Here is a 21,183-nt window from a genome sequence, read left to right as displayed (position 1 = left end):
GTGACTGAATGCGGTTGTTGACCGCGGCGAATCTGAGCTGGGTGGTGCGCCATCGGGCATGGACGCCGTACTACCTGAAGCGCTACTGGCGATTCGCCTGGTTCAAGCTGCGTCACCCCGGTGTGATCACCGAGGGTTTCGTCTTCCTGGGCAAGAAGCTGGAGATCGTGGCGCGACCCGGCCACGGCCGGATCATCCTCGGCAAATGGGTGCACCTGGGTGACGAGACCCGGCTGCGCGCGCACGAGGGCACGCTGCGGATCGGCGACAAGGTGGTGTTCGCCCGCGACGTCACGGTGAACTGCTATCTGGACATCGAGATCGGCGCCTCCACGCTGATCGCGGACTGGACGTATATCTGCGACTTCGACCACAAGACCGAGGACCTCGGCCTGCCGATCAAGGACCAGGGTCTGGTGAAGTCGCCGGTCCGGATCGGCCCGGACTGCTGGCTGGCCACCAAGGTCACCGTCACCCGCGGAACCGAGATCGGTCGCGGCGTGGTGATCGGCGCGAACAGTGTTGCCCGTGGCAACATTCCTTCGTACGCCGTCGCGGCGGGTGTGCCGGCCGTGGTCGTTGCCGACCGCACCGCCCGGTACGCCGCCGACGTCACCCGCCGGGCCTACCTGGCCGGGCTGGCCGAGGCGAACGAGCGCACCGCGGCCCGCCTCCGGGCCGGTGTTCCACTCGAGGTGCCGAGTAGGAGCGCCGTACCGGGGGAAGCTGAGGGTGACGGCGACGACGCGGCTGGTGAACACTGTGCTGGTGAAGGACGGGACGACGAGGGGTTCTCAAGTTACTCACCGGTCGGGCACTATGTCCCACACGTTCGACAGGATGCCGACCGATTGACCGTCGGAGAGGAGACGCAGCGTGGCTGAGCAGACCGGGACCGATCAGTCCGGACGGTCCCTGCTCGATCAGGCGGCGGCCGACGACTCGATCACCCAGGCGCGCATCCGCGCGGTCGACTCGGTTCCGGTCGTGACGGAACCCGGCGGCGCTACGTTGGAACCAGCGCTTGAAACGAGTGCTGAACCGCCGGTGGCGGTTCGTGAAGTGGGTGTGAACCGAAGGCTGGACCCAGAAGTGCAGGCAGTGGACGGCAGGACAGCGGCACCGGCCCCGCTCGCGGGTGCCCGGCGCAGGCTGTCGCCGCGCCCTGTCCCGGTCAGCCGGCGCAGGAGACCGCCGGCACAGGAGACCGCGACGGCGACGGACGAGGAACCGACCCCGGCTGAGGAGATGGACGACGTGGGTACGCAGGACGAGAAGGCGGCTGACACCTCGAAGGCGGTGACCCCGCCGGAGGAAGCAGCGGACAAGGGTGCAGCGAGCGGTCGCGGGACGACGGCCACGGCGACCAAGCCGGCCCGGCCGAAGACCGCGGCGGAGATCGTCGCCGAGCAGCGGGCCCGGGAGAAGGCCGCGGCCGAGTCCTCGGCGCCGGCCGCCGGCACTGCCGGCGCTGCGGGTGATAAGGATCCTGCGGAGACCACGGTGACCAAGCCGGTCGTGCCGGTCGCCTCGAAGACCAGTGCCGCCGGCAACAAAGCGGCGCCGGCCAAGGCTGCCGCCGCGTCGACCGGTAAGGGCAAGCAGGCGCTGAGTTCGGTGGGCTCCGGAGTGCGGAGGCTGCGGAATCTGATCGCCTCGCTGATCTGGCTGGTCGCGGTGATCGCGGCCGCGGTGCTGGCGCTCGGCGCGCTGTTCACCGCGCTCGACCAGACCAACCAGAGCAACGAGATCGTGCGCTGGGTGCTGGAGCGCGGGCACGACCTGGTCGGGCCGTTCAAGGACCTGTTCCGGCTCGAGACCGCCAAGAACACCCTGCTGGTGAACTGGGGTATCGCCGCGCTGGTCTACCTGATCGCGGGCAAGATCCTCGAACGCTTCGTACGGCCCTAGTTCCGCCGCGGGCGCGCTACGAGGAGTAGGTCCAGGGATTCGTCCAGGGTGTCCGGGCGGATCTCGAAGTCCTCGTGGCGGGTGCTCGTCACCAGCGCGGTCAGGTTGTCGTCCCAGGCGTCGTACTCGGTTGCGAGCTGCGCGTCCACGCAGTCGCCGTACTGCGATTCCCACGTGCGCAGGCGGTTGCCGTGGTGGAGGCCGAGTGCGTGCGTGATCTCGAAGGCCGGCTCGGTGAGCTCGACGAACTCGGCGGCGGTCAGTTCGCGGGTGTGGTACCAGTTGCCGCTCGGGAAGGTGAGCCGGTTCGGGGTGCTGAGGACGAGGGTGCCGTCCGGTGCCAGGATCCGCGCGCACTCGGAGACGAATCGCGGCTGCTCCCAGAGATGCTCGATCGTCTGCAGTGAGGTGATCAGGTCGAAGGTCGCGTCGGCGAACCCGGCCTGGACGAGATTGCCGCGGACGACATTGACCTGTGGATAAACGCGGCGGACGTGCCGAAGAGTCGTATGTTCATAGTCGAGACCGGTCACGGAGTCCGCCCCGGCCAGGCGGAGCTGCTCCGCGCCGTAGCCCTCGCCGCAGCCGGCGTCGAGGATGCGACCGGTCGGTGCCAGATTCGCCGTGATCCAGCGGTAGGCAGCGTCGTGGCGCGCGAACCAGTAGTTCTCGTGCCAGATCCCGGGCGCTGTTCGCTCGCCGGTGAGGGGTAACGTCTCGGTCACCCGGGTCAGCCTAGTTGTCAGTTGCCCTTCTCACGGCCGTGTCCACTTGTCCTGTGCTGTTGCTCTCGGATAAGCAGGTCAGGGTTCGCGGCGGGGCTGCGGCGGACTGTGATGGGACTCGCACGGGGATTATGTTTCTCGCGAGTAACATCCGTGGCACGCTTGGGAGAGACCGTTAACCAGAAGGGGTCCCACACGCTATGAAGATCGTCGTCTGCGCGAAGTTCGTGCCGGATGCCACCGCGGACCGCCGCTTCCGCCCGGAGGACAACACGGTGGACCGCGCCGGTGTCGACGGGCTGCTGTCCGAGCTGGACGAATATGCCGTCGAGACCGCGCTGACCGTGAAGGAGGCCGGTGATGCCGAGGTGACCATCCTCACGGTCGGCCCGGAGCAGGCTGCCGACGCGGTGAAGAAGGGTCTCCAGATGGGTGCCGACGCCGGTGTCCACGTGCTCGACGACGCGATCCACGGTTCGGACGCGGTGGCCACCTCGCTGATCCTGTCGAAGGCGCTGGCCAAGCTCGAGGCCGATCTGGTCGTGTTCGGGATGGGTTCGACCGACGGGTCGATGGGTGTAGTCCCGGCGATGGTGTCGGAGCGGCTCGGGCTGCCGGGCGTGACGCTGGGCTCGGAGGTGACCGTCGACGGCCAGACCGTGCGGATCCGCCGTGACGGCGACACCGCGAGCGACACGGTCGAGGGCACGCTGCCGCTGGTGCTGAGCGTTTCGGACCAGGCGAACGAGCCGCGGTACCCGTCGTTCAAGGGCATCATGGCCGCGAAGAAGAAGCCGGTGGAGACCTGGTCGCTGGCCGACCTGGAGCTCTCGGCGGATCAGGTGGGCGGCGCGAGCGCGTGGACCGAGGTGGTCGAGGTGACCGCCCGTCCGCCGCGGAGTGCCGGCACGATCGTGACGGACGAGGACGGTAGCGGTGCTGCCCAGCTCGTCGAGTTCCTGTCCACCAACAAGTTCCTCTGAGGGGCGATCAGTTCATGTCGAACGTTCTGGTTCTCGTTGACCACACCGGTGGGAAGGTCCGCAAGACGACCGCGGAGCTGCTCACCATCGCCCGTCGCCTCGGCGAGCCGGTCGCGGTCTACATCGGCGACGGTGTGCAGGACGCGCTGCCGGCCCTTGGGCAGTACGGCGCGACCAAGGTGATCGCGCTGACCAACCCGGAGCTGACGCAGTTCCTGGTTGCTCCGAAGGCCGAGGCGCTGCAGCAGGTCGCAGCCAAGATCGAGCCGGCCGCGATCCTGATCTCGTCGAATGCCGAGGGCAAGGAGATCGCCGCCCGGCTGGCGGTCAAGCTCGACTCCGGCCTGATCACCGACGCCGTCGACGTCCAGTCGGGCGACGGTGGAGCAGTGACGACGCAGTCGGTGTTCGCCGGCAACTACACCGTCCAGGCCAAGGTCACCCACGGCACGCCGATCATCACGGTCAAGCCGAACGCGGCCACCCCGGAGGCGGCCGAGACCTCCCCGGAGGTGGAGGAGTTCGACGTCTCGATCTCCGACGCCGCCAAGACCGCTCGCATCACCGACTCCAAGCCGCGCGAGGCGACCGGCCGTCCGGAGCTGACCGAGGCCGCGATCATCGTGTCCGGCGGTCGCGGGACCGGCGGTGACTTCGGTCCGGTCGAGGCGTTCGCCGACTCCCTCGGTGCCGCGGTCGGTGCGTCCCGTGCGGCCGTCGACTCGGGTTGGTACCCGCACGCCTACCAGGTCGGCCAGACCGGTAAGACCGTGTCGCCGCAGCTGTACGTCGCGGCCGGCATCTCCGGCGCCATCCAGCACCGGGCAGGTATGCAGACCTCGAAGACCATCGTGGCCGTCAACAAGGACGAGGAAGCCCCGATCTTCGAGCTGGTCGACTTCGGCGTCGTCGGCGACCTGCACAAGGTCCTCCCCGCCGCCACCGAAGAAGTCACCAAGCGCAAGTCCTGACGCGACCCCTCGATCTCCGGTCACCCCGACGGCCCGGCTCGGCCCTCCCGAGCCGGGCCGTCGCTGTGTGAAGATCGCCGGGTGGGTGTCGAGGAGCGGGTCTGGTACGACGACGGGCTGGAGCCGGAGGAGTTGGCGTTCCAGCGGTTGTACGGCCCGTGGAAGGTGTCGACGCCGGCGGATGCGCAGGAGTTGCTGACCGGGTACGACGGCGAGTGGTGGATCGCCGGTGGTTGGTCGATCGACGCGTTCACCGGCGTACGACGGGAGCACGAGGACGTCGACGTATCACTCTGGCGCCGCGATATCGAGAAGCTGCGCGGGCATCTGAAGGGCAGCTACGACCTCTGGTCCAACGCCGGCGGCCGACTGCGGCCGTTGACCGACGAGCGCCCGGACCAGCCGGACGACGCCGACCAGATCTGGTTGCGCAAACATGCCCTGGCGCCGTGGGAGTTCGACCTGCAACCCAACCCCGACCGCGACGGCCGCTGGGTCTTCCGCCGCGACCCGACCCTCGATTACGCCCTCGACGAGATCACCTGGATCGCGCCCACCGGCATCCGATACCTCAACCCCGAAATGGCCCTGGCCTACAAAGCCCACCTCAACCGCCCCAAAGACAACCAGGACCTCACTACAACCCTGCCGTTCCTCAGCGAGGCTCAACGCACCTGGCTGGCCGACATGATCGACCACCTCCACCCTGACCATCCCTGGCCGGTCCGCATCCGCGCGAGCTAGCTCCGGCCTCGTCCGCAAGGGGTGATGCGCCGCGTTCCGGTGGGCGGTCGACTGGTGGACCCGAGGGTAGGGAGACACGCGTGAGCGAGATCGGCACGACAGCGTCGTCAGTGGCCGGAGCCGAGGTTCCGCCCTACGCGCTCCCGGCGGAGGCGGTGGTCGCCGCGAGCGGCTCCGATGCCGTTTCAGGGTTGGCCGGGGGCGAGGCCGCGAGCCGGCTCTCGTCGTACGGCCCGAACGAGATCGCCGCGGAGAAGCCGCCCTCGGTCTGGGTCATCGCAGCTCAGCAGTTGCGCGACCCGATGAACATCATGCTGGTCGCCGTCGTGGTCGTGAGCCTGGTGATCGGGGAACTGTCGACCGGGATCATCGTCGCTTTGCTCATCCTGCTGAACGTCGGACTGGGCACCCGCCAGGAGCTGACGGCCCGGGCGAGCGTCGATGCCCTCGCCAATCTGCAGGTACCGCAGGCGCGGGTCGTCCGCGACGGCGACGTGACGATGATCGCGGCCACCCAGGTGGTTCCGGGCGACATCGTCCAGCTCGAGGCAGGCGACATCGTGCCCGCCGACGGGCGCATCGTCGGGTCGGCGACGCTGGAAGCGCAGGAGGCGGCGCTCACCGGCGAAAGCGCACCGATCGCCAAGGGCGCCGGCGCGCTCGATTCCACCCAGGTCGGTCTGGGCGACCAGACCAACATGCTGTTCCAGGGCACCTCGGTGACCCGGGGCACCGCCACGATCCTGGTCACCGCGACCGGCATGCAGACGCAGATGGGCCGGATCGCGACGATGCTCACCTCGGTGAAGCGCACCCGGTCACCGCTCCAGCGGGAGCTGGACACGCTGACGAAGATCCTGGGGATCGTTGCCTGGGGATCGGTCGCGGTCATCGTGGTGGTCGGCATGATCCGCGGAGTGCCCGCCAAGGACCTGCTGCTGCTCGGCACCGCAATGGCCATCTCGGCGATTCCGACCGGTATGCCGGCGTTCGTCTCTGGCCTGCTCTCGCTCGGCGCGAAGCAGCTGGCCGAGGCGAAAGCCGTGGTGAAGAACCTCACCGATGTCGAGACTCTCGGTGCGACCAGCGCGATCAACACCGACAAGACCGGGACGCTGACGTTGAACCAGATGATGGTCTCGACGTTGTACGCGAGCGGATCGTGGTTCACCGTCGACGGGGAGGGCTACCGCAAGAGCGGTGCGATCCGCGCGGTGGCCGGCGTCCCCGTGCCGGACTTCACCCGCCTCGGCCTCGGCCTGGCACTCGACAGCGACGCAGTGGTCGGCGACGACGGATCGGTGATCGGCGATCCGACCGAGGCGGCACTGGTGGTGCTGGCCGCGAAGCTCGGTATCGACGCGGAGGAGACCCGGCGTACCTATCCGCGGCTGTCGGAGGTTCCGTTCGATTCCGAGTACAAGTTCATGGCGACCTTCCACCGGGTGACGGTCGACGGCGTCGAGCACCTCATCGAGCTGGTCAAGGGTGCGCCTGACGTCGTGGTCGCGCGCTGCAGCCAGGCGGGCGGACCGCTCAGCGGCTCGCAGGTCCCGATGGCGCAGTCGCGGGCGGGTATCGACGAGGCCAACGTACGGATGGGGCAGAAGGGCCTGCGCGTGCTCGCGTTCGCGGCCCGTCTGGTGACCGACGACGAGTTGACCGCGATGACCGATGATCCGATGTCCTTGACCGAAGGGCTGTCGTTCGTCGGGTTGGCGGGCATCATCGACCCGTTGCGGACGCAGGCGAAGAGCGCGGTCGGTACGGCGCTCATGGCCGGCATCGACGTACGCATGATCACCGGTGACCATGCGGTCACCGCGCAGGCGATCGGCGAGGAACTGGGCCTTGGTCCCGGCGCGATCAGCGGCACCGAACTGCTGGCGCTGTCCGACGAGCAACTCAAGCAGCGGTTGCCCGAGCTGCACGTGTTCGGACGGGTCACCCCCCAGGACAAGCTGCGCCTGGCCCGGGCCATGCAAGAGGAGGGCATGATCGTCGCGATGACCGGTGACGCGGTCAACGACGCGGCCGCCCTCAAACAGGCCGACATCGGGGTGGCGATGGGAAGCGGCAGCGAGGTGACCAAGCAGGCCGCCCGGATGGTGCTGACCGACGACAACTTCGGCACCCTCGTCCATGCCGTCGAGATCGGGCGGCGCGTCTACGCCAAGGTCGTCTCGTACGTGCGCTACCAGATGACGCAACTGCTCGCGCTGGTCCTGCTCTTCCTCGGCGCCACCGTGTTCGACATCAACGACGGAGTGGCGATGACTCCGCCGATGGTGCTTTTCCTGTTGTTCTTCGCCACCGCCGTCGGTGTGGTCATCATCGCTGTCGACCCCGGTGATCCCGATGTCATGCACCGGCCACCGCGCGACCCCGCCGTACCGATCACGAACCGGAGCGCCGTGATCAGGTGGCTCGCCTATGCGTTCGTGCTCTTCCTGGCCGCTGGGGGACCGCTGGTGGCGGGGCCGGACGAGCCGAGTGCCACGCAAGGCACCGTGTCGATGACGATGACGTTCGTGGTGATGGGTCTGGGGACCATGTTCAACGCGGTGGTCAACCGGCGCGACCCGGCCAGTGGCTTGACACCACCGATCGTGAAGGCGCTGGCGATCGGCCTGATCCCCGTTGTCCTGCTGTTCCTGGCGACCCAGCTGCCGACGATCCAGAGCGGGCTGCTCACCGTCTCGCTCAGTCCGCGCCAGTGGCTCACCTGCATCGGCCTGGCCGCGCTTCTGCCGATCTTCGTCGAGTCGGACAAGGCGATCAGGAGGCGCCGGCAGCGGGTGCCGGCGACGCTCAGTCCGGAGCACGCCGTCGCGCCGGCCCGGGCCCGGCGTACACCTGCGGAGGTAAAGGGGTAGGGAATGACATCTCGCGAGCGGCGGATCGCCGACTTCATCGAGCCGTTCCGCGTCGAACCGGGCTCGAAGGTCAAGCTGTCCAGGGATTTCCAACCAGACTTCAGGGGTACGATCCGTTCCAAGAAGCGCGGCCGCAAACTGCTGGACCAGGGCATCGACCTGCTGGCCGAGTATCAGTCCCGGCTGTACGCACAGCACACCCACGGTGTGCTGGTGGTGCTGCAGGCGCTCGATGCCGGCGGGAAGGACGGCACCATCCGCCATGTGATGACCGGGGTCAACCCACAGGGTGTGTCGGTGAACGGCTTCAAGGTCCCCTCCAGCGAGGAACTGGATCACGACTACCTGTGGCGCTACGGACTGCGCTTACCGGCTCGGGGTGAGATCGGAATCTTCAACCGCTCGCACTACGAGGAGGTGCTCGTCGTCCGCGTGCACCCTGAACTCCTCGACCGGCAGAGACTTCCCCAAGGCACCCGCCAGGGGCTCTGGAGACGGCGTTATCGCGAGATCAACGAGTGGGAGCGAACCCTCACCGACAACGGCATCAAGATCGTGAAGCTCTTCTTGAACCTGTCCAGGGAGGAGCAGCGGATCCGCTTCCTGCGGCGGATCGACCTGCGCGACCACAACTGGAAGTTCTCCGCGGCCGACATCCGCGAACGTGAGTACTGGGACGACTACCAGCGCGCGTTCTCGCGGATGCTGTCCAACACGAGCACCGAGTGGGCGCCGTGGTACGTGATTCCCGCCGATCGCAAGTGGTACGCGCGCATCGCGGCCGGCGCAGTGATCGCCAACACCCTGATCGAGATCGATCCTCGCTATCCCAAGGTCGGCAAGGACGCCCGGAGGTCGCTGCAGGAGATCAAGGCCGTCCTCGAGTCACAGGCCCCAGAAGGCGCGGCGGCCGATCCGTTCGCGCAGGCGTGAGACCGCTAGGCCCAGACCGGGCGGCGGGAGTCGATGCCGGTGCCGTATTCGGGGTCTCGGCCTCGGATCAGGAGCCAGTGACTGGTGGCTCGGGCTCGGTAGAGGCGGAGGTCGGCGGGGGCGCGGAGCTCCTTGGGGGTGAAGTTTCGGAGTCCGCCGAGGCGGGCGGAGTAGAGGGCCGCGCAATGGTCGAGTTCGTCGTCGGGGACGAGGTCGGCCTGAGCGCGCAGGTAGACGGCTGACGCCTGCCCGACGGCGACGCTGGAGTCGTAGATGGCGATGCTGACGTTGGCGTTCCGGGCGAGGTTGAGGGAGTGCTCGGAGTCCGGGGACGAGACCCAGTAGAAGTCGGTGTGGCCGTCGGGGGTGAAGTAGACCGGGGTGACCCAGGGGAGGCCGTCGGCGTCCACGGTGCCCAGCGTCATGTACTTGTTCGCTTCGATGACCGCGGCTGCGCGCTGGTCGAGGATCTCCTGTGACATGACAGTTCCTTTCAGGCCACGTCGTACGTCAGGTGGACCGCGCTCGGGGTGACCGCGGCGTCGCGCTGGATCAGTCGGACGGGTGCGATCGTCGTACGTTCGAACAGCGGGGTGCCGTCGCCGAGGACGATCGGCACCAGGTGGATACGTACCTCGTCGACCAGGCCTGCGTACAGGTACTGGCGGCAGAGGTGACCGCCGCCCATGATCATGATGGCCTTGTCGCCGGCCGCCTTCTGGGCGAGTTCCAGCGCCCGGTGGATCCCGTCGGTGACGAACTCGAACCAGCCGTCCAGCCGCCCGCGAGCCGGCCGGTGCGAGGTGACGACAAAGATCGGCGGCCGCTCGGCGTCGGCGGTGGTGCCGGGGTCGTCCCCGGCCCAGCCGTGTGGCCCGTCGACGAAGTCGAACGTCCGCCGGCCCATCAGCACCGCGCCGACGCCGGCCTGAGTCCGGTCGAGCGCCTCGCGGTCGGCGTCGGTCAGATCGTCAGCGACGATCCAGTCGTGCAAGGGCTCGCCGCCGACGCCGAGGCCGTGGGCGAGATCCGCACCGGGGCCGGTCACGAAACCGTCCAGCGACATGGTGATATCCAGCAGCACGCGTCCCATCGTCTTCTCCGATCGCTTGGTGAATGTGCCACCAGACTGCGAGCCGGCGGTGCCGAATGTCGTCCGTAGTCACCACTGAACCACCACGGAGCGCACCGTGGCCCGGGCATGATGGGCCCGTGACTGGTCCGACGGAGGTGTCCGCTCGCGAGGCCGAGGTACTGGCCGCGCTCGCCGGCGGGCGCTCCAATGCCCAGATCGCGCGCCACCTGCACATCAGTGTCCGCACGGTCGAGAGCCACGTCTCGTCGTTGCTGCGCAAGTACGGCGTCGCGGACCGCCACGAACTGGCCGGCCTGGCCGAGACCGATCACCGTGGCTTCACCGCGCTAGCGAGCCCCGGTACGACGTTCGTCGGTCGCGAGCACGAGCAGGCGGAGTTGCTGGCCGCGTTAGGCAGCAACAGGCTGGTGAGCCTGCTCGGTCCGGGTGGTGTCGGCAAGACCCGTCTGGCCCTGCGCGTCGCGGCCGAGATCGGCGGCAACTATCCGTACGGCGGTGCCTTCGTGGACCTCGTCCCGGTTCGGCCAGGATTCGTCGTGGCTGCGGTTGCCGAGGCGCTCGGCGTACGGGAGCAACCTCCGCAGACTCTGCTTGACGCTCTGCTGGAGCGACTACGACAAGGGCGGACTCTGCTCGTGCTCGACAACTGTGAGCACCTGGTGGAGGACGTCGGCGACCTGGTTGCGCGGATCCTGGCCCAGGCGCCGGAGACCGCCGTACTGGTGACCAGCCGGGAGCGGATCGGTGTGGCGGGGGAGCGGCCTGTGCAGTTGGGTCCGCTGGCGCTGGGGTCCGAGGCGGAGCAGCTGTTTCGGGACCGCGCCGCCTTGGTCGCGCCAGAGCTTGCCGCCGACGAGGAGGTGGCTGCACAGCTGTGTGCCGGGCTGGACGGCGTACCGCTGGCTATTGAGCTTGCTGCGGCTCGGGCCGGTTCACTGGGACCGGACGGGTTGCTGGCCGCGCTGGACGACCGGCTGCGGCTCCTGGCCGGCGGTCGCGGGCCGAACGAGCGGCACCACTCGCTGGCGCAGGTCATCGGGTGGAGCTACGAACTCCTCGACGATGCCGAGCGGGCGCTGTTCCGGCGGCTCGGTGTCTTCGTCGGTGGGTTCGACCTAAGTGCTGCAGCAGCGATTCGCCCAGTCAGTAGCCGCGGTGAGGTCAGCGACCTGCTCGGCCGCCTGACGGACAAGAGCCTGCTGCACCGGACCCAACTCGACGGCACCAGCAGGTGGCGAATGCTGGAGACCGTCCGGGTCTTCACGCTGGACGAGCTCGGCCGATGCGGTGAGTACGACGAGGTCGCCGTACTGCACCTTGCCTGGGCCGAAAGCACCGCCGAGCGCCTCGAGACGCAGCTCGTGGCGGGTGACGACTGGCAGGCCGAGTTCGACCAGGTCACTGCCGACCTGCGCGCAGCGGTCGGCCTGCCGCGGTCCGACGTACGACGGTTGGCCCGGCGACTCGCGCACCTGACGTTCGCGCGCAAGCGGTTCGTCGAGGCGCGTGAGCACTACCTCACCGCCGCGGCCGATGCCGCTGACGCCACCGAGTTGTACGACGATCTCCGCGACGCGGCCGACGCTGCGGTGGCGGTAGCGGACGGCCCGCACGCATACGAGCTGATGATGCGGGCGGCAGCCGAGACGAACGAGGAGCTCCAGCAGGACGCACTGGCCTACGCCGTCACCATCCTGAACCGCTACGGAGCTGAGTTCCCCGACACGTCGGATCGGGGCGCCGACCTGCTGCCGGCCGGACCGGTTGTGGACAGCGTGCAGGTTGCCATCGCCCGGGCGTGGGTCGTGCTTCCCGAGCTGGAGGCGGCGGAGGCCGCGGTCGCCGCGGCCCGGCAGGCGGGGGATCCGCTGGCGCTGATGAGCGCGCTGGATGTGTACTGCACGGCCGTCGCCACCGCGGGCCGGTTCCGGGACGCGCGGCGATCAGCCGAGGAGCGGTTCGAGTTGGCCGCATCGCTGCCGCGCCACGATCCCCGGGCGGTCGCTGAGATCGTGGATGCGTTCCACGTCGCGTCGACCACCGCGGTGTCGATCGGTGATCTGACCGAGGCGGTCCGGCTGGCCGAGCTCACCGACGACCCGGTGCACGGCCACCCGTACATCACCGCGCCGCGCAAGATCCGTGCCTTCGCCCTCAGCGGTCGGTTCGAGGAGGCCGTTGAGGCGGCGGATGTGATGTGGAAGGGCTGGCGCGCTGCCGGCTGTCCGCCCCGGGCGTGGATGGCCTCGGCCGCCTCCACCGCCGCCCTGGCCCACGGACTGCTCGGCACCGGTCAGGACCGTGTCTGGCAGGCTCGCGCTCTGGAGATCGCCCGCGTGGGCGACCCGGCCGATTCCCCGGACCTGATGGCCACCGCCGCCTTCGTGGATGCGCGCCTGGCCCTCCACCTCCTCGACTCCGGAACGATCTCGGCCACGGTGGCGAACGCGGTCGAGCAAGCTTTTGCGGACTTCCCCGAGCCGTGGTGGACGCCGTACGCCCGCGCTGCCGGTGCTGAGTTGGCCGTCGTGGCCGGCTACCCCGACGCCGAGCGGTACCTCGAGCTCGCCGTCACCGAGAACGCCTGGTCGGACGCCGTACTGCTGCGCGCCAAGGGCCGGCTGACCGGGGACCGGGCTGCGCTCACCGAGGCAGCGGCCCGGTTCGAGCGGATCGGAGCGCGGTTCGAGCATGCCCATACGCTCAGCCTGCTGTCCCACCGCTGAGGCCCGAGGAGCGGGAACAACGTCGGCGGACATACTCTTGAATCCGATATGACTTCTTCCGACCGTCGCACGGTGTACCTGGACCACGCGGCGACGACTCCGATGCTGCCGGCCGCGATCGAGGCGATGAGCCATCACCTCGCGCGCACCGGCAATGCGTCGTCCCTGCATGGCTCCGGTCGGACCGCCCGCCGGACGGTCGAGGAGTCCCGCGAGACGATCGCCGCCGCGCTGGGCGCCCAGCCGAGCGAGGTGGTGTTCACCTCAGGCGGTACGGAGGCCGACAACCTCGCCCTGAAGGGGCTGTGGTGGGCCCGTCTGGCCGAGGACCCGCGCCGCCGCCGGATCCTGCTCAGTGGGATCGAGCATCACGCCGTACTGGATCCGGCCGTGTGGCTGGCGCAGCACGAGAAGGCCGAGATCGAGTGGTTGCCGGTCGACGAGCTGGGCCGGGTGCAGCCGGACGACGTACGGCGAGCCATCGAGCAGGACCCGGAGTCCGTGTCGTTCGTCACAGTGATGATGGCGAACAACGAGGTCGGGACGATCCAGCCGGTCCGCGAGATCGCGGCACTGGCCCGCGAGTACGAGATCCCCGTGCACACCGACGCGGTGCAGGCGGTCGGGCAGATACCGGTGGACTTCGCGGAGCTGGGCGTGGACGCGATGACCGTGTCGGCGCACAAGCTCGGTGGTCCGTACGGGATCGGCGCGCTGATCGTGCACAAGGAGACGAAGCTGACGCCGATCCTGCACGGTGGCGGCCAGGAGCGCGACGTACGGTCGGGCACGCTCGACGCACCCGCGACCGCTGGATTCGCGGTCGCCGTGGAGCACTCGATCAAGCACCAGGCGGACGAGGCGCGCCGGCTCACCGAGCTGCGGGACGCGCTGATCCGCGGTGTCGTGAACACGGTCGAGGGCGCGCAGTTGTCGGGTGACCCGACGGACCGCTTGCCCAATAACGCACACTTGTCCTTCAGCGACTGCGAGGGTGACTCGCTGTTGCTGCTGCTCGACGCGCGCGGGATCGAGGTCTCCACCGGGTCCGCGTGCAACGCCGGGGTCGCCGAGCCGAGCCATGTCCTGCTGGCCATGGGGTACGACGACCAGCGGGCGCGCGGGTCGCTCCGGTTCACCCTGGGGCACACCACCACCCGCGCGGATATCGACGCCGTACTGGACAACATCGGACCGGTTGTGGAGCGGGCGAAGTCCGCCGGTCTGCAGAACGTGGGAAGGAACACCTGATGCGGGTACTCGCAGCCATGTCCGGCGGGGTCGACTCCGCGGTCGCGGCGGCGCGGATGGCCGAGGCCGGGCACGACGTGGTCGGAGTGCACCTGGCGCTGAGCCGCAACCCGCAGTCGTACCGCAGTGGCGCGCGCGGCTGCTGCACGATCGAGGACTCCCGCGACGCCCGCCGGGCCGCGGACGTGATCGGCATCCCGTTCTACATCTGGGACCTGGCCGAGCGGTTCCACGCCGACGTGGTCGAGGACTTCGTCAGCGAGTACGCCGCCGGTCGCACGCCGAACCCGTGTCTGCGTTGCAACGAGAAGGTGAAGTTCAGCGCCGTACTGGAGCGGGCGTTGGCGCTCGATTTCGACGCGGTCGCGACCGGCCACTACGCGCGGATCGTGGACACTGCCGACGGCACTCGCGAGTTGCACCAGGCCGTGGATCCGGCCAAGGACCAGTCGTACGTCCTCGGAGTGCTGACGCAGCAGCAGCTGAAGCATGCGTTCTTCCCACTCGGCGACACGGTCAAGACCGAGGTGCGCGAAGAGGCCGAGCGGCGTGGCCTGTCGGTGGCGGCCAAGCCGGACAGCCACGACATCTGCTTCATTGCCGACGGCAACACTCCCGGCTTCCTGAGCAAGCACCTGGGCGAGGCGCCGGGTGACATCGTCGATGCGCAGGGCAACAAGCTCGGTGAGCACAAGGGCACGCACGGGTTCACCGTCGGTCAGCGCAAGGGCCTGCGGATCGGTACGCCGGCCGCCGACGGCAAGCCGCGGTTCGTGCTGGACATCAGCCCGGTGGACCGGACTGTCACCGTCGGATCGCGGGACGAGCTCGCGGTCTCCGGACTGATCGCGTCCAAGCCGCGGTGGTGTGGTCCCGCACCGACCTCGGAACTGCAGGTGAAGGCCCAGTTGCGGGCCCATGGCGAGCAGGTCGCCGTCACCGCGCGGCTCGAGGGTGACGAGGTGCTGGTCTCGTTCGACGAGCCGACGTCCGCGGTCGCGCCCGGTCAGGCGGTCGTCCTGTACGACGGCACGCGGGTGATCGGGTCGGCGACGATCGACACGGTGTCGCGGGTGGCGGCACAGCACGCATGACGGTGCTTTTGGCCGGGCCTTCGGCGCCGGCGGGGTCATGGGGCTTTGACTCCCGGCCTTCCCTCGTCCCTCCAGTCGCTTCGCTCCCTCCGCTCCTCAGTCCAGGCCGGGAGGCCCCATGACGACCACTGGTCTGGGTTCGCTGCCGGGTGAGGACATCCGCGAGTGGACCAAGGTCCTGCTCGGTGCTGTCGACATCCCGTTCCTTGCTGAGCTTCCGGCACGTCCGTACGGCGACATGCTCAGCCGGGCCGTCGCCGTACTGACTCAGCTGGCTGCTGACCTGCAACCGGCCGGGTGGCGGCTCACGGGTGGCAGTGATCCCCGCGCGAGTCTGGACCAGCGTCGGGCGCGGTCGCTGCTCGCTGAAGATCTGGATGTGCTCGAAGAGCTAGCGGACGGTTACACCGGGCCACTGAAGCTGCAGATCACCGGTCCGTGGACCCTGGCGGCGACGGTCGAGCTGCCGCGTGGCGACAAGGTGCTGGCGGACCACGGGGCTCGGCGGGACTTGGCTGAGGCGTTGGCGCTGGGTCTTGGTGACCACGTGGCAGAGGTACGACGCCGGGTGCCTGGGGCGGAGCTCGTCGTACAGGTGGATGAGCCGGGGCTGCCCGCCGTACTCGCTGGAGCCGTGCCGACGGCGTCCGGGTGGAGTAAGCACCGCTCGGTGGACGGTCCGGGGGCTGTGGAGCTGCTGAGCCTGGTGACTGGTGCAGCACCCACTGTGATCCACTGCTGCGCTGCGCGGCCGCCCATCGAGGTCTTCACCAAGTCCGGTGCCACAGGTGTCTCCGTGGACATCTCCCTCCTCACCAATTCCGCCTGGGACCAGATCGCCCTCGCCTCCGAAGCCGGCACCGTCCTCTACGCAGGCCTGGTCCCCACCACCGGCCCACTGCCGAACCAGGAGCAGGCTGCCGACCCACTGATCCGCCGCTGGCGGGAACTCGGCCTCGACCCCGAGATCCTGAAAAAGATCGTGATCACGCCCGCCTGCGGCCTGGCCGCGTCACCATCCCGTGCCGACGCCCGAGCCCGCCTCGACCTGCTCCGCAAGGTCGTCGACGTGGTTGCCGAGGCCGCCGACAACACCTGAAACGTCGGTGCTCGGCTGTAAGTTTTGCCTATGAGCACGGAGATTCCGGAGACGACTGCCGCCGAACAGCCTGCTGCGCCGCCTGAGGTGCGTGAGCGGCATGCCGCCTTGAGCCAGGAGATCGAGGAGCACCGGGTCAGGTACTACCTGTCCACCTCGACCATCTCGGACGCGGACTTCGACGCGCTGATGCACGAGCTGCAAGGGCTCGAGGAGCAGTACAACGAGCTCCGGACACCGGACTCGCCGACGCAGAAGGTCGGCGTGCCGATCTCCACCCTCTTCACCCCGATGCGGCACCCGACCCGGATGGAGAGCCTGGGGAACGCGTTCTCGGCCGAGCAGATGGAGGCCTGGGCCAAGCGGCTCGAGCGCGAGGTGACGGTCAAGCAGATCCACGACAGCGGCTTCCTGTGCGAGCTGAAGGTGGACGGGCTGGCGCTCGACCTCGTCTACGAGAACGGCCGCCTGGTGAGCGGCGCGACCCGTGGCGACGGCCGCACCGGTGAGGACGTCAGCCTGAACGTCCGCACCATCCAGAGCATCCCGAACGAGCTGAAGGGCAAGGACCTGCCGGCCTTCCTGGAGGTCCGCGGCGAGGTCTACTTCCGGGTCGAGGACTTCGAGGAGCTGAACGCGCGGCTGGTCGAGGCCGGCAAGGACCCGTTCTCCAACCCGCGCAACAGCGCCGCCGGATCGCTGCGGCAGAAGGACCCGCGGGTGTCCGCGAGCCGCCCGCTGCGCTTCGTCGTCCACGGTCTGGGCCGCGTCGACGGCTATCACGTCAGCCGGCTGTCGTCGGCGTACGAGCAGCTCAAGGCCTGGGGCCTGCCGGTCAGCGACCGCGCCCGCAAGGTCGAGACCCTCGACCAGGTGAACGAGTTCATCGCGTACTACGGCGAGAACCGGCACTCCGTCGACCACGAGATCGACGGTGTCGTGGTCAAGGTGGACGAGGTCGACCTGCAGCGCGCGCTCGGATCCACCTCGAGCGCGCCGCGCTGGGCGATCGCGTACAAGTACCCGCCGGAGGAGGTCACCACCAAGCTCCTCGACATCGAGGTGAACGTCGGCCGCACCGGCCGCGTCACGCCGTACGGGAAGATGGAGCCGGTCCGGGTGGCCGGATCGACGGTCGAGTTCGCCACCCTGCACAACGCGCAGGAGGTCAAGCGCAAGGGCGTCTGGATCGGCGACACCGTCGTACTGCGCAAGGCCGGTGACGTGATCCCGGAGATCCTCGGACCGGTGGTCGAGCTGCGGCCGGACGATGCGCATGAGTTCGTGATGCCGACCGAGTGCCCCTCCTGCGGTACGACGTTGCGCCCGATGAAGGAAGGCGACATCGACATCCGCTGCCCGAACGCGCAGTCCTGTCCGGCGCAGTTGCGGGAGCGGATCTTCCACCTGGCCGGACGGTCCGCGTTCGACATCGAGGTGCTCGGCTTCAAGGCCGCGGACGCGCTGATCGGTGACCAACTGATCACCGACGAGGGCGACCTGTTCGGGCTGACCGAGGAGGACCTGGCCAGCAGTTCGTTCTTCACCACCAAGGCGGGGGCGCTGTCGGCCATCGCCCAGCGCCTGCTCGCGAACCTCGAGACGGCCAAGACGCAGTCGCTGGCCCGCGGTCTGGTCGCGCTCTCGATCCGGCACGTCGGGCCGACGGCGGCGCAGGCGCTCGCGGCCGTGTACGACGACATCGAGGCGATCCGGACGGCGAGCGAGGAGGAACTGTCCGAGATCGAAGGTGTCGGGCCGACCATCGCGCATGCGGTGATCGAGTGGTTCGACGTCGACTGGCACCAGGCGATCGTCGACAAGTGGCAGGCCGCCGGCGTCCAGCTGCGTCAGGAGCGCACCGGGCCGAGCGTGCCGCAGACCCTCACCGGCCTGTCGATCGTGGTGACGGGCACGGTTGAGGGCTTCAGCCGGGACGAGGCCACCGAGGCCATCGTCACGCGCGGCGGCAAGGTGGCCGGCTCGGTGTCGAAGAAGACCTCGTTCGTCGTGGTGGGCGATTCGCCGGGTTCCAAGTACGACAAGGCCGTCCAGCTGGGCGTGCCGATTCTCGACGCCGCGGGCTTCCAGGTTCTCCTCGACGAGGGCCCCGAAGCCGCCACCAAGGTGGCCAGCACGCCCGAGCCTGGTGACGGGTAGCACAAAACCCCTCGCACGCCGACGGATCCGGCGGCTCGGCTGAGCCGTCGGACTGTTAACTTTGCACGTCTATACGTGGGTCAAAAGGAGCGAATATGACGACGCCGCCGCAGGGACCGTGGGGTCCTGGGCAGCCGGGGGGCCAGTCGGGCGGGCAGCAAGGGGGACAGGGAGGCCAAGGCGGTTGGGGTCAGCAGCCTCCCGGCCAGGGTGGTGGTGGCGGTTGGGGTCAACGCCCCCAGCAGCCCCAGCAGCCTCCCCAGCAGGGCCAGCCTCCGCAGCAAGGCGGCGGTTGGGGCCAGCAGCAGCCCGGACGACCGCAGCCCGGCCAGCCGGCTCAGCCCGGCCAGGGCCAGCCCGGACGACCCGGTCCCGGCCAGGGCCAGGGGCAGCCCGGTCAAGGCCAGCCTGCCCAGGGTGGCGGTTGGGGTCAGCGTCCTCAGCAGCAGGGCGGTAGCTCCTACGAGCAGCAGCCGTGGAGCCAGCAGGGCTCGCAGCAGCAGGGCGGCTGGCACCAGCAACAGGGTCAGCCCGGCCAGCCGCAGTGGCAGCCAGGCGGCGGCTCCAAGGGACCCGGGGGGATCGGCAAGGACAAGATGCCGCTGCTGATCGGCGGTGGCGTGGTCGGCATCGTGCTGATCGGTCTGCTGATCTTCCTCGGCGTCAAGGCACTCGGCGGCGACGAGCCCGAATCGGGCCCGACCACCTCGCCGTCCGGCGAGCCGACCAGCAGCCCGTCCAACGGCGGCGACAACGGCACGCTCGGCAACGCGACCGGTCAGGCCAAGACGGCGACCGAGAAGCTCCAGGGCAGTGGCTACCAGTGCAGCGACCTGTTCAACACCGGTCAGGGCGCGCACCGCGGCTGCTTCAAGTACGACGGTCCGACCGAGGCCGAGGCGGTCTTCCAGTTCCAGCCGGACGGCACCATCATCGGCGTCCTGCTGAAGTCGCAGAACGAGGACAACGTCAACAACGCGGCCGTCACCTTCGACGCGGCGCTGCAGGCGATCGGCAACGACACCTTCGGCGGCGACCAGGTCAAGAAGATCCAGGACGCGGTCAAGACCGGCCAGAAGTCGCAGAAGGTCGGCAGCACCTGGGGCGAGTTCGAGCTGCGCAACGACGGTGACGACCTGCAGTTGTCCGGTGGCAAGTCCGGGGCGGACTCGCTCGACCTGCCGCGGAAGAGCTTCGACACCACCGAGGCTCAGCTGATCGCCGCGCTGAAGACCAAGAAGTACGTCTGTACGACGTCCTGCAGCAAGCAGGTCGGCAAGTACGGCTCGCAGCGGGTCTACTCCTACGCCAGCAAGGGTGAGGGCATCCGGTCGCTGGAGATGAGCGCCTCGGGTGACCCCGAAGACGTCAAGGCCGCGCTCCCGGCGGCGGTGAACGACGCGTTCGCGGCGATGAAGGGCGAGGATGTGGCGGCGCTGAAGTCGTACGTCCAGGCGCACAACGACGGCAAGTCGTACTCTGCTTATGTGGCCGGATGGCGGGTCGAGATCATCGCCAACAACGAGGACTCCTACTCCTCGTCGAGAATCTCGATCAGCTACGAGACGTTCTACGTCTGAGCAGACGTGACGGGAGTCGGATGAAGTTCCCCAAGGAGAAGCGGGAGTCGCAGACGGTGGTCACTCCACCGCCGGAGGCACTCCAGCGCGTCGACGGCGGCGGTCCCTGGGGCCCGACCCAGTTCGACCTCCCGGACCGCAGCGGCAGCAACAGCCAGACGATCCTCATCGTCGCCCTGGTCGGCGTCGTGGTGCTGCTGATCCTGGCCGGCCTCTGGGTCTTCGCCTACTTCCGCTTCAGCTAGCAACGCGGAAAGCCTCCCTCTCCAGCAACCGGAGAGGGAGGCTTTCTGCATGTACGACGCGTCAGGCGGAGGCGCGGATGGTGACGGCCAGCGACGCCAGGTAGCTGAGGCGGGCGACCTCGGAGCCGAGGAACTCCGGCCCGCCGCGGCGGCCGATCACGAGGACGCGGCGGCCGTTGTCCAGCGGTGCCGCGACCAGCACCGACTCCGACAGACCCTTGTGCTGATCCGGGGCCGCGAGCGTCGTCGCCTTGTCCAGCGGCAGCCAGCCGTCGGTCACGTTGCCGAACTCCGGCGTGGCACTCGTCTCCAGCGCGACCTTCACCTCGCTGCCGGTGCCGTCCAGCAGGGCGGCCCAGTCGGCGTGCAGGACGGCGGGTGACTGCTCGACCAGGATGTCGATCGCGTCCGCGGGTGCCGACGTCATCTGCTCGACGGCTTCGAGGTCCATGTGCAGTCCGCCGCCGGCGCCGTACCGGGAGAACCAGATGACCTCGACGCCGGCCACGCCGTTGCAGGCCGAGACGAGGCGGTCGGGCAGGACACCGGGCGGCAGGTCGACCACGATGTCGTCGACGGCGGTGCCGTTCTCCCGCCGATGCTCGACGATCTCGATCGCGTGGATGTCGGCGTTCACCTCACCGAGGGCGGTGGCCACCGTGCCCAGCGAACCGGGTCGGTCCGGGATGATCAATCGCAGCAGGAACACCGAACGATCATCTCCCAGCCGATCACCTTGCGCGTAACGCCCTGTCGCCGCCAATGTTACAGAGCGGAACCCGAGGACAC

Annotated in this window: 19 protein-coding genes; 14 read left to right on the top strand and 5 right to left on the bottom strand. The window is 68.8% G+C overall.

From position 1 onward, the window contains the following. The first annotated feature begins 8 nt into the window (after nucleotides 1-8). Nucleotides 9-884, top strand: a complete 876-nt coding sequence (locus tag EV652_RS30445; protein ID WP_132212703.1) for an acyltransferase — start codon at nucleotides 9-11, stop codon at nucleotides 882-884. Continuing rightward, the gene (locus tag EV652_RS30440) at nucleotides 877-1,911 is read left to right on the top strand and encodes a hypothetical protein (RefSeq protein ID WP_132212702.1); all 1,035 of its coding nucleotides are present in this window, start codon (nucleotides 877-879) and stop codon (nucleotides 1,909-1,911) included. The genes EV652_RS30445 and EV652_RS30440 overlap by 8 nt, the downstream gene beginning before the upstream one ends. On the opposite strand, the gene EV652_RS30435 is transcribed toward EV652_RS30440, so the two are convergent. Next, nucleotides 1,908-2,636, bottom strand: a complete 729-nt coding sequence (locus tag EV652_RS30435; RefSeq protein WP_132212701.1) for a class I SAM-dependent methyltransferase — start codon at nucleotides 2,634-2,636, stop codon at nucleotides 1,908-1,910. The genes EV652_RS30440 and EV652_RS30435 overlap by 4 nt on opposite strands. A gap of 200 nt (nucleotides 2,637-2,836) precedes the next feature. Here EV652_RS30435 and EV652_RS30430 point away from each other — a divergent pair, with 200 nt between their 5' ends. From EV652_RS30430 to EV652_RS30410, 5 genes are all read left to right on the top strand, one after another. Then, entirely contained in the window at nucleotides 2,837-3,619 is a 783-nt protein-coding gene (locus EV652_RS30430; RefSeq protein ID WP_132212700.1) for an electron transfer flavoprotein subunit beta/FixA family protein, read from the top strand. Nucleotides 3,620-3,633: 14 nt separating this feature from the next. Beyond that, a complete protein-coding gene (locus EV652_RS30425; RefSeq protein WP_132212699.1) occupies nucleotides 3,634-4,590 on the top strand; it encodes an electron transfer flavoprotein subunit alpha/FixB family protein in 957 nt (318 codons plus the stop codon). A gap of 81 nt (nucleotides 4,591-4,671) precedes the next feature. Continuing rightward, on the top strand, nucleotides 4,672-5,334 hold the full coding sequence (locus EV652_RS30420; RefSeq protein WP_132212698.1) for a nucleotidyltransferase domain-containing protein: 663 nt from the start codon (nucleotides 4,672-4,674) through the stop codon (nucleotides 5,332-5,334). Nucleotides 5,335-5,414: 80 nt separating this feature from the next. Beyond that, on the top strand, nucleotides 5,415-8,210 hold the full coding sequence (locus tag EV652_RS30415) for a cation-translocating P-type ATPase (protein ID WP_132212697.1): 2,796 nt from the start codon (nucleotides 5,415-5,417) through the stop codon (nucleotides 8,208-8,210). A gap of 3 nt (nucleotides 8,211-8,213) precedes the next feature. Then, the gene (locus EV652_RS30410) at nucleotides 8,214-9,143 is read left to right on the top strand and encodes a polyphosphate kinase 2 family protein (protein ID WP_132212696.1); all 930 of its coding nucleotides are present in this window, start codon (nucleotides 8,214-8,216) and stop codon (nucleotides 9,141-9,143) included. Nucleotides 9,144-9,148: 5 nt separating this feature from the next. On the opposite strand, the gene EV652_RS30405 is transcribed toward EV652_RS30410, so the two are convergent. Together EV652_RS30405 and EV652_RS30400 are read right to left on the bottom strand one after the other, a co-directional pair. Beyond that, nucleotides 9,149-9,625, bottom strand: coding sequence for a pyridoxamine 5'-phosphate oxidase family protein (locus tag EV652_RS30405; protein ID WP_132212695.1), 477 nt, complete (start codon nucleotides 9,623-9,625; stop codon nucleotides 9,149-9,151). Between the two features lie 11 nt (nucleotides 9,626-9,636). After that, nucleotides 9,637-10,236, bottom strand: coding sequence for a dihydrofolate reductase family protein (locus EV652_RS30400; RefSeq protein WP_132212694.1), 600 nt, complete (start codon nucleotides 10,234-10,236; stop codon nucleotides 9,637-9,639). Nucleotides 10,237-10,355: 119 nt separating this feature from the next. Here EV652_RS30400 and EV652_RS30395 point away from each other — a divergent pair, with 119 nt between their 5' ends. From EV652_RS30395 to ligA, 5 genes are all read left to right on the top strand, one after another. Beyond that, nucleotides 10,356-12,965, top strand: coding sequence for an ATP-binding protein (locus EV652_RS30395; protein ID WP_158441282.1), 2,610 nt, complete (start codon nucleotides 10,356-10,358; stop codon nucleotides 12,963-12,965). A 48-nt stretch (nucleotides 12,966-13,013) separates the two neighbouring features. Beyond that, nucleotides 13,014-14,216, top strand: coding sequence for a cysteine desulfurase family protein (locus tag EV652_RS30390; RefSeq protein ID WP_132212692.1), 1,203 nt, complete (start codon nucleotides 13,014-13,016; stop codon nucleotides 14,214-14,216). After that, the gene (gene mnmA, locus EV652_RS30385; protein ID WP_132212691.1) at nucleotides 14,216-15,310 is read left to right on the top strand and encodes a tRNA 2-thiouridine(34) synthase MnmA; all 1,095 of its coding nucleotides are present in this window, start codon (nucleotides 14,216-14,218) and stop codon (nucleotides 15,308-15,310) included. Before EV652_RS30390 ends, mnmA begins: the two co-directional genes overlap by 1 nt. Before the next feature lie 118 nt (nucleotides 15,311-15,428). After that, on the top strand, nucleotides 15,429-16,409 hold the full coding sequence (locus tag EV652_RS30380; RefSeq protein WP_132212690.1) for a uroporphyrinogen decarboxylase/cobalamine-independent methonine synthase family protein: 981 nt from the start codon (nucleotides 15,429-15,431) through the stop codon (nucleotides 16,407-16,409). A 30-nt stretch (nucleotides 16,410-16,439) separates the two neighbouring features. Next, on the top strand, nucleotides 16,440-18,569 hold the full coding sequence (gene ligA / locus EV652_RS30375) for an NAD-dependent DNA ligase LigA (protein WP_132212689.1): 2,130 nt from the start codon (nucleotides 16,440-16,442) through the stop codon (nucleotides 18,567-18,569). 80 nt (nucleotides 18,570-18,649) lie between these two features. Here the strand turns inward: ligA and EV652_RS45465 are convergent, their stop codons facing one another. Then, nucleotides 18,650-19,084 carry a hypothetical protein gene (locus tag EV652_RS45465; protein WP_242002102.1) on the bottom strand — a complete coding sequence of 145 codons (435 nt, stop codon included), beginning with the start codon at nucleotides 19,082-19,084 and terminating at the stop codon, nucleotides 18,650-18,652. An 81-nt stretch (nucleotides 19,085-19,165) separates the two neighbouring features. On the opposite strand from EV652_RS45465, the gene EV652_RS30370 reads away from it, so the two are divergent. Then, on the top strand, nucleotides 19,166-20,149 hold the full coding sequence (locus EV652_RS30370; protein ID WP_242002101.1) for a hypothetical protein: 984 nt from the start codon (nucleotides 19,166-19,168) through the stop codon (nucleotides 20,147-20,149). A gap of 20 nt (nucleotides 20,150-20,169) precedes the next feature. After that, on the top strand, nucleotides 20,170-20,394 hold the full coding sequence (locus EV652_RS30365) for a hypothetical protein (RefSeq protein ID WP_132212687.1): 225 nt from the start codon (nucleotides 20,170-20,172) through the stop codon (nucleotides 20,392-20,394). 61 nt (nucleotides 20,395-20,455) lie between these two features. Here EV652_RS30365 and EV652_RS30360 read toward each other — a convergent pair whose 3' ends face one another. Beyond that, nucleotides 20,456-21,103, bottom strand: a complete 648-nt coding sequence (locus tag EV652_RS30360) for an ACT domain-containing protein (RefSeq protein ID WP_132212686.1) — start codon at nucleotides 21,101-21,103, stop codon at nucleotides 20,456-20,458. Nucleotides 21,104-21,183 lie beyond the last annotated feature (80 nt).

Source organism: Kribbella steppae (assembly GCF_004342025.1).
In the GTDB taxonomy this organism is placed as follows: domain Bacteria; phylum Actinomycetota; class Actinomycetes; order Propionibacteriales; family Kribbellaceae; genus Kribbella; species Kribbella steppae.
The sequence above is the reverse complement of the archived record's forward strand: the minus strand, read 5'-3'. Positions and strand labels throughout refer to the sequence as shown.

Coding starts and splice junctions, on each gene's coding strand:
- EV652_RS30445 (WP_132212703.1), top strand. CDS start 9: ATGCGGTTGTTGACCGCGGCGAATCTGAGCTGGGTGGTGCGCCATCGG.
- EV652_RS30430 (WP_132212700.1), top strand. CDS start 2,837: ATGAAGATCGTCGTCTGCGCGAAGTTCGTGCCGGATGCCACCGCGGAC.
- EV652_RS30425 (WP_132212699.1), top strand. CDS start 3,634: ATGTCGAACGTTCTGGTTCTCGTTGACCACACCGGTGGGAAGGTCCGC.
- EV652_RS30410 (WP_132212696.1), top strand. CDS start 8,214: ATGACATCTCGCGAGCGGCGGATCGCCGACTTCATCGAGCCGTTCCGC.
- EV652_RS30405 (WP_132212695.1), bottom strand. CDS start 9,625: ATGTCACAGGAGATCCTCGACCAGCGCGCAGCCGCGGTCATCGAAGCG.
- EV652_RS30400 (WP_132212694.1), bottom strand. CDS start 10,236: ATGGGACGCGTGCTGCTGGATATCACCATGTCGCTGGACGGTTTCGTG.
- EV652_RS30390 (WP_132212692.1), top strand. CDS start 13,014: ATGACTTCTTCCGACCGTCGCACGGTGTACCTGGACCACGCGGCGACG.
- mnmA (WP_132212691.1), top strand. CDS start 14,216: ATGCGGGTACTCGCAGCCATGTCCGGCGGGGTCGACTCCGCGGTCGCG.
- EV652_RS30380 (WP_132212690.1), top strand. CDS start 15,429: ATGACGACCACTGGTCTGGGTTCGCTGCCGGGTGAGGACATCCGCGAG.
- ligA (WP_132212689.1), top strand. CDS start 16,440: ATGAGCACGGAGATTCCGGAGACGACTGCCGCCGAACAGCCTGCTGCG.
- EV652_RS30370 (WP_242002101.1), top strand. CDS start 19,166: ATGCCGCTGCTGATCGGCGGTGGCGTGGTCGGCATCGTGCTGATCGGT.
- EV652_RS30365 (WP_132212687.1), top strand. CDS start 20,170: ATGAAGTTCCCCAAGGAGAAGCGGGAGTCGCAGACGGTGGTCACTCCA.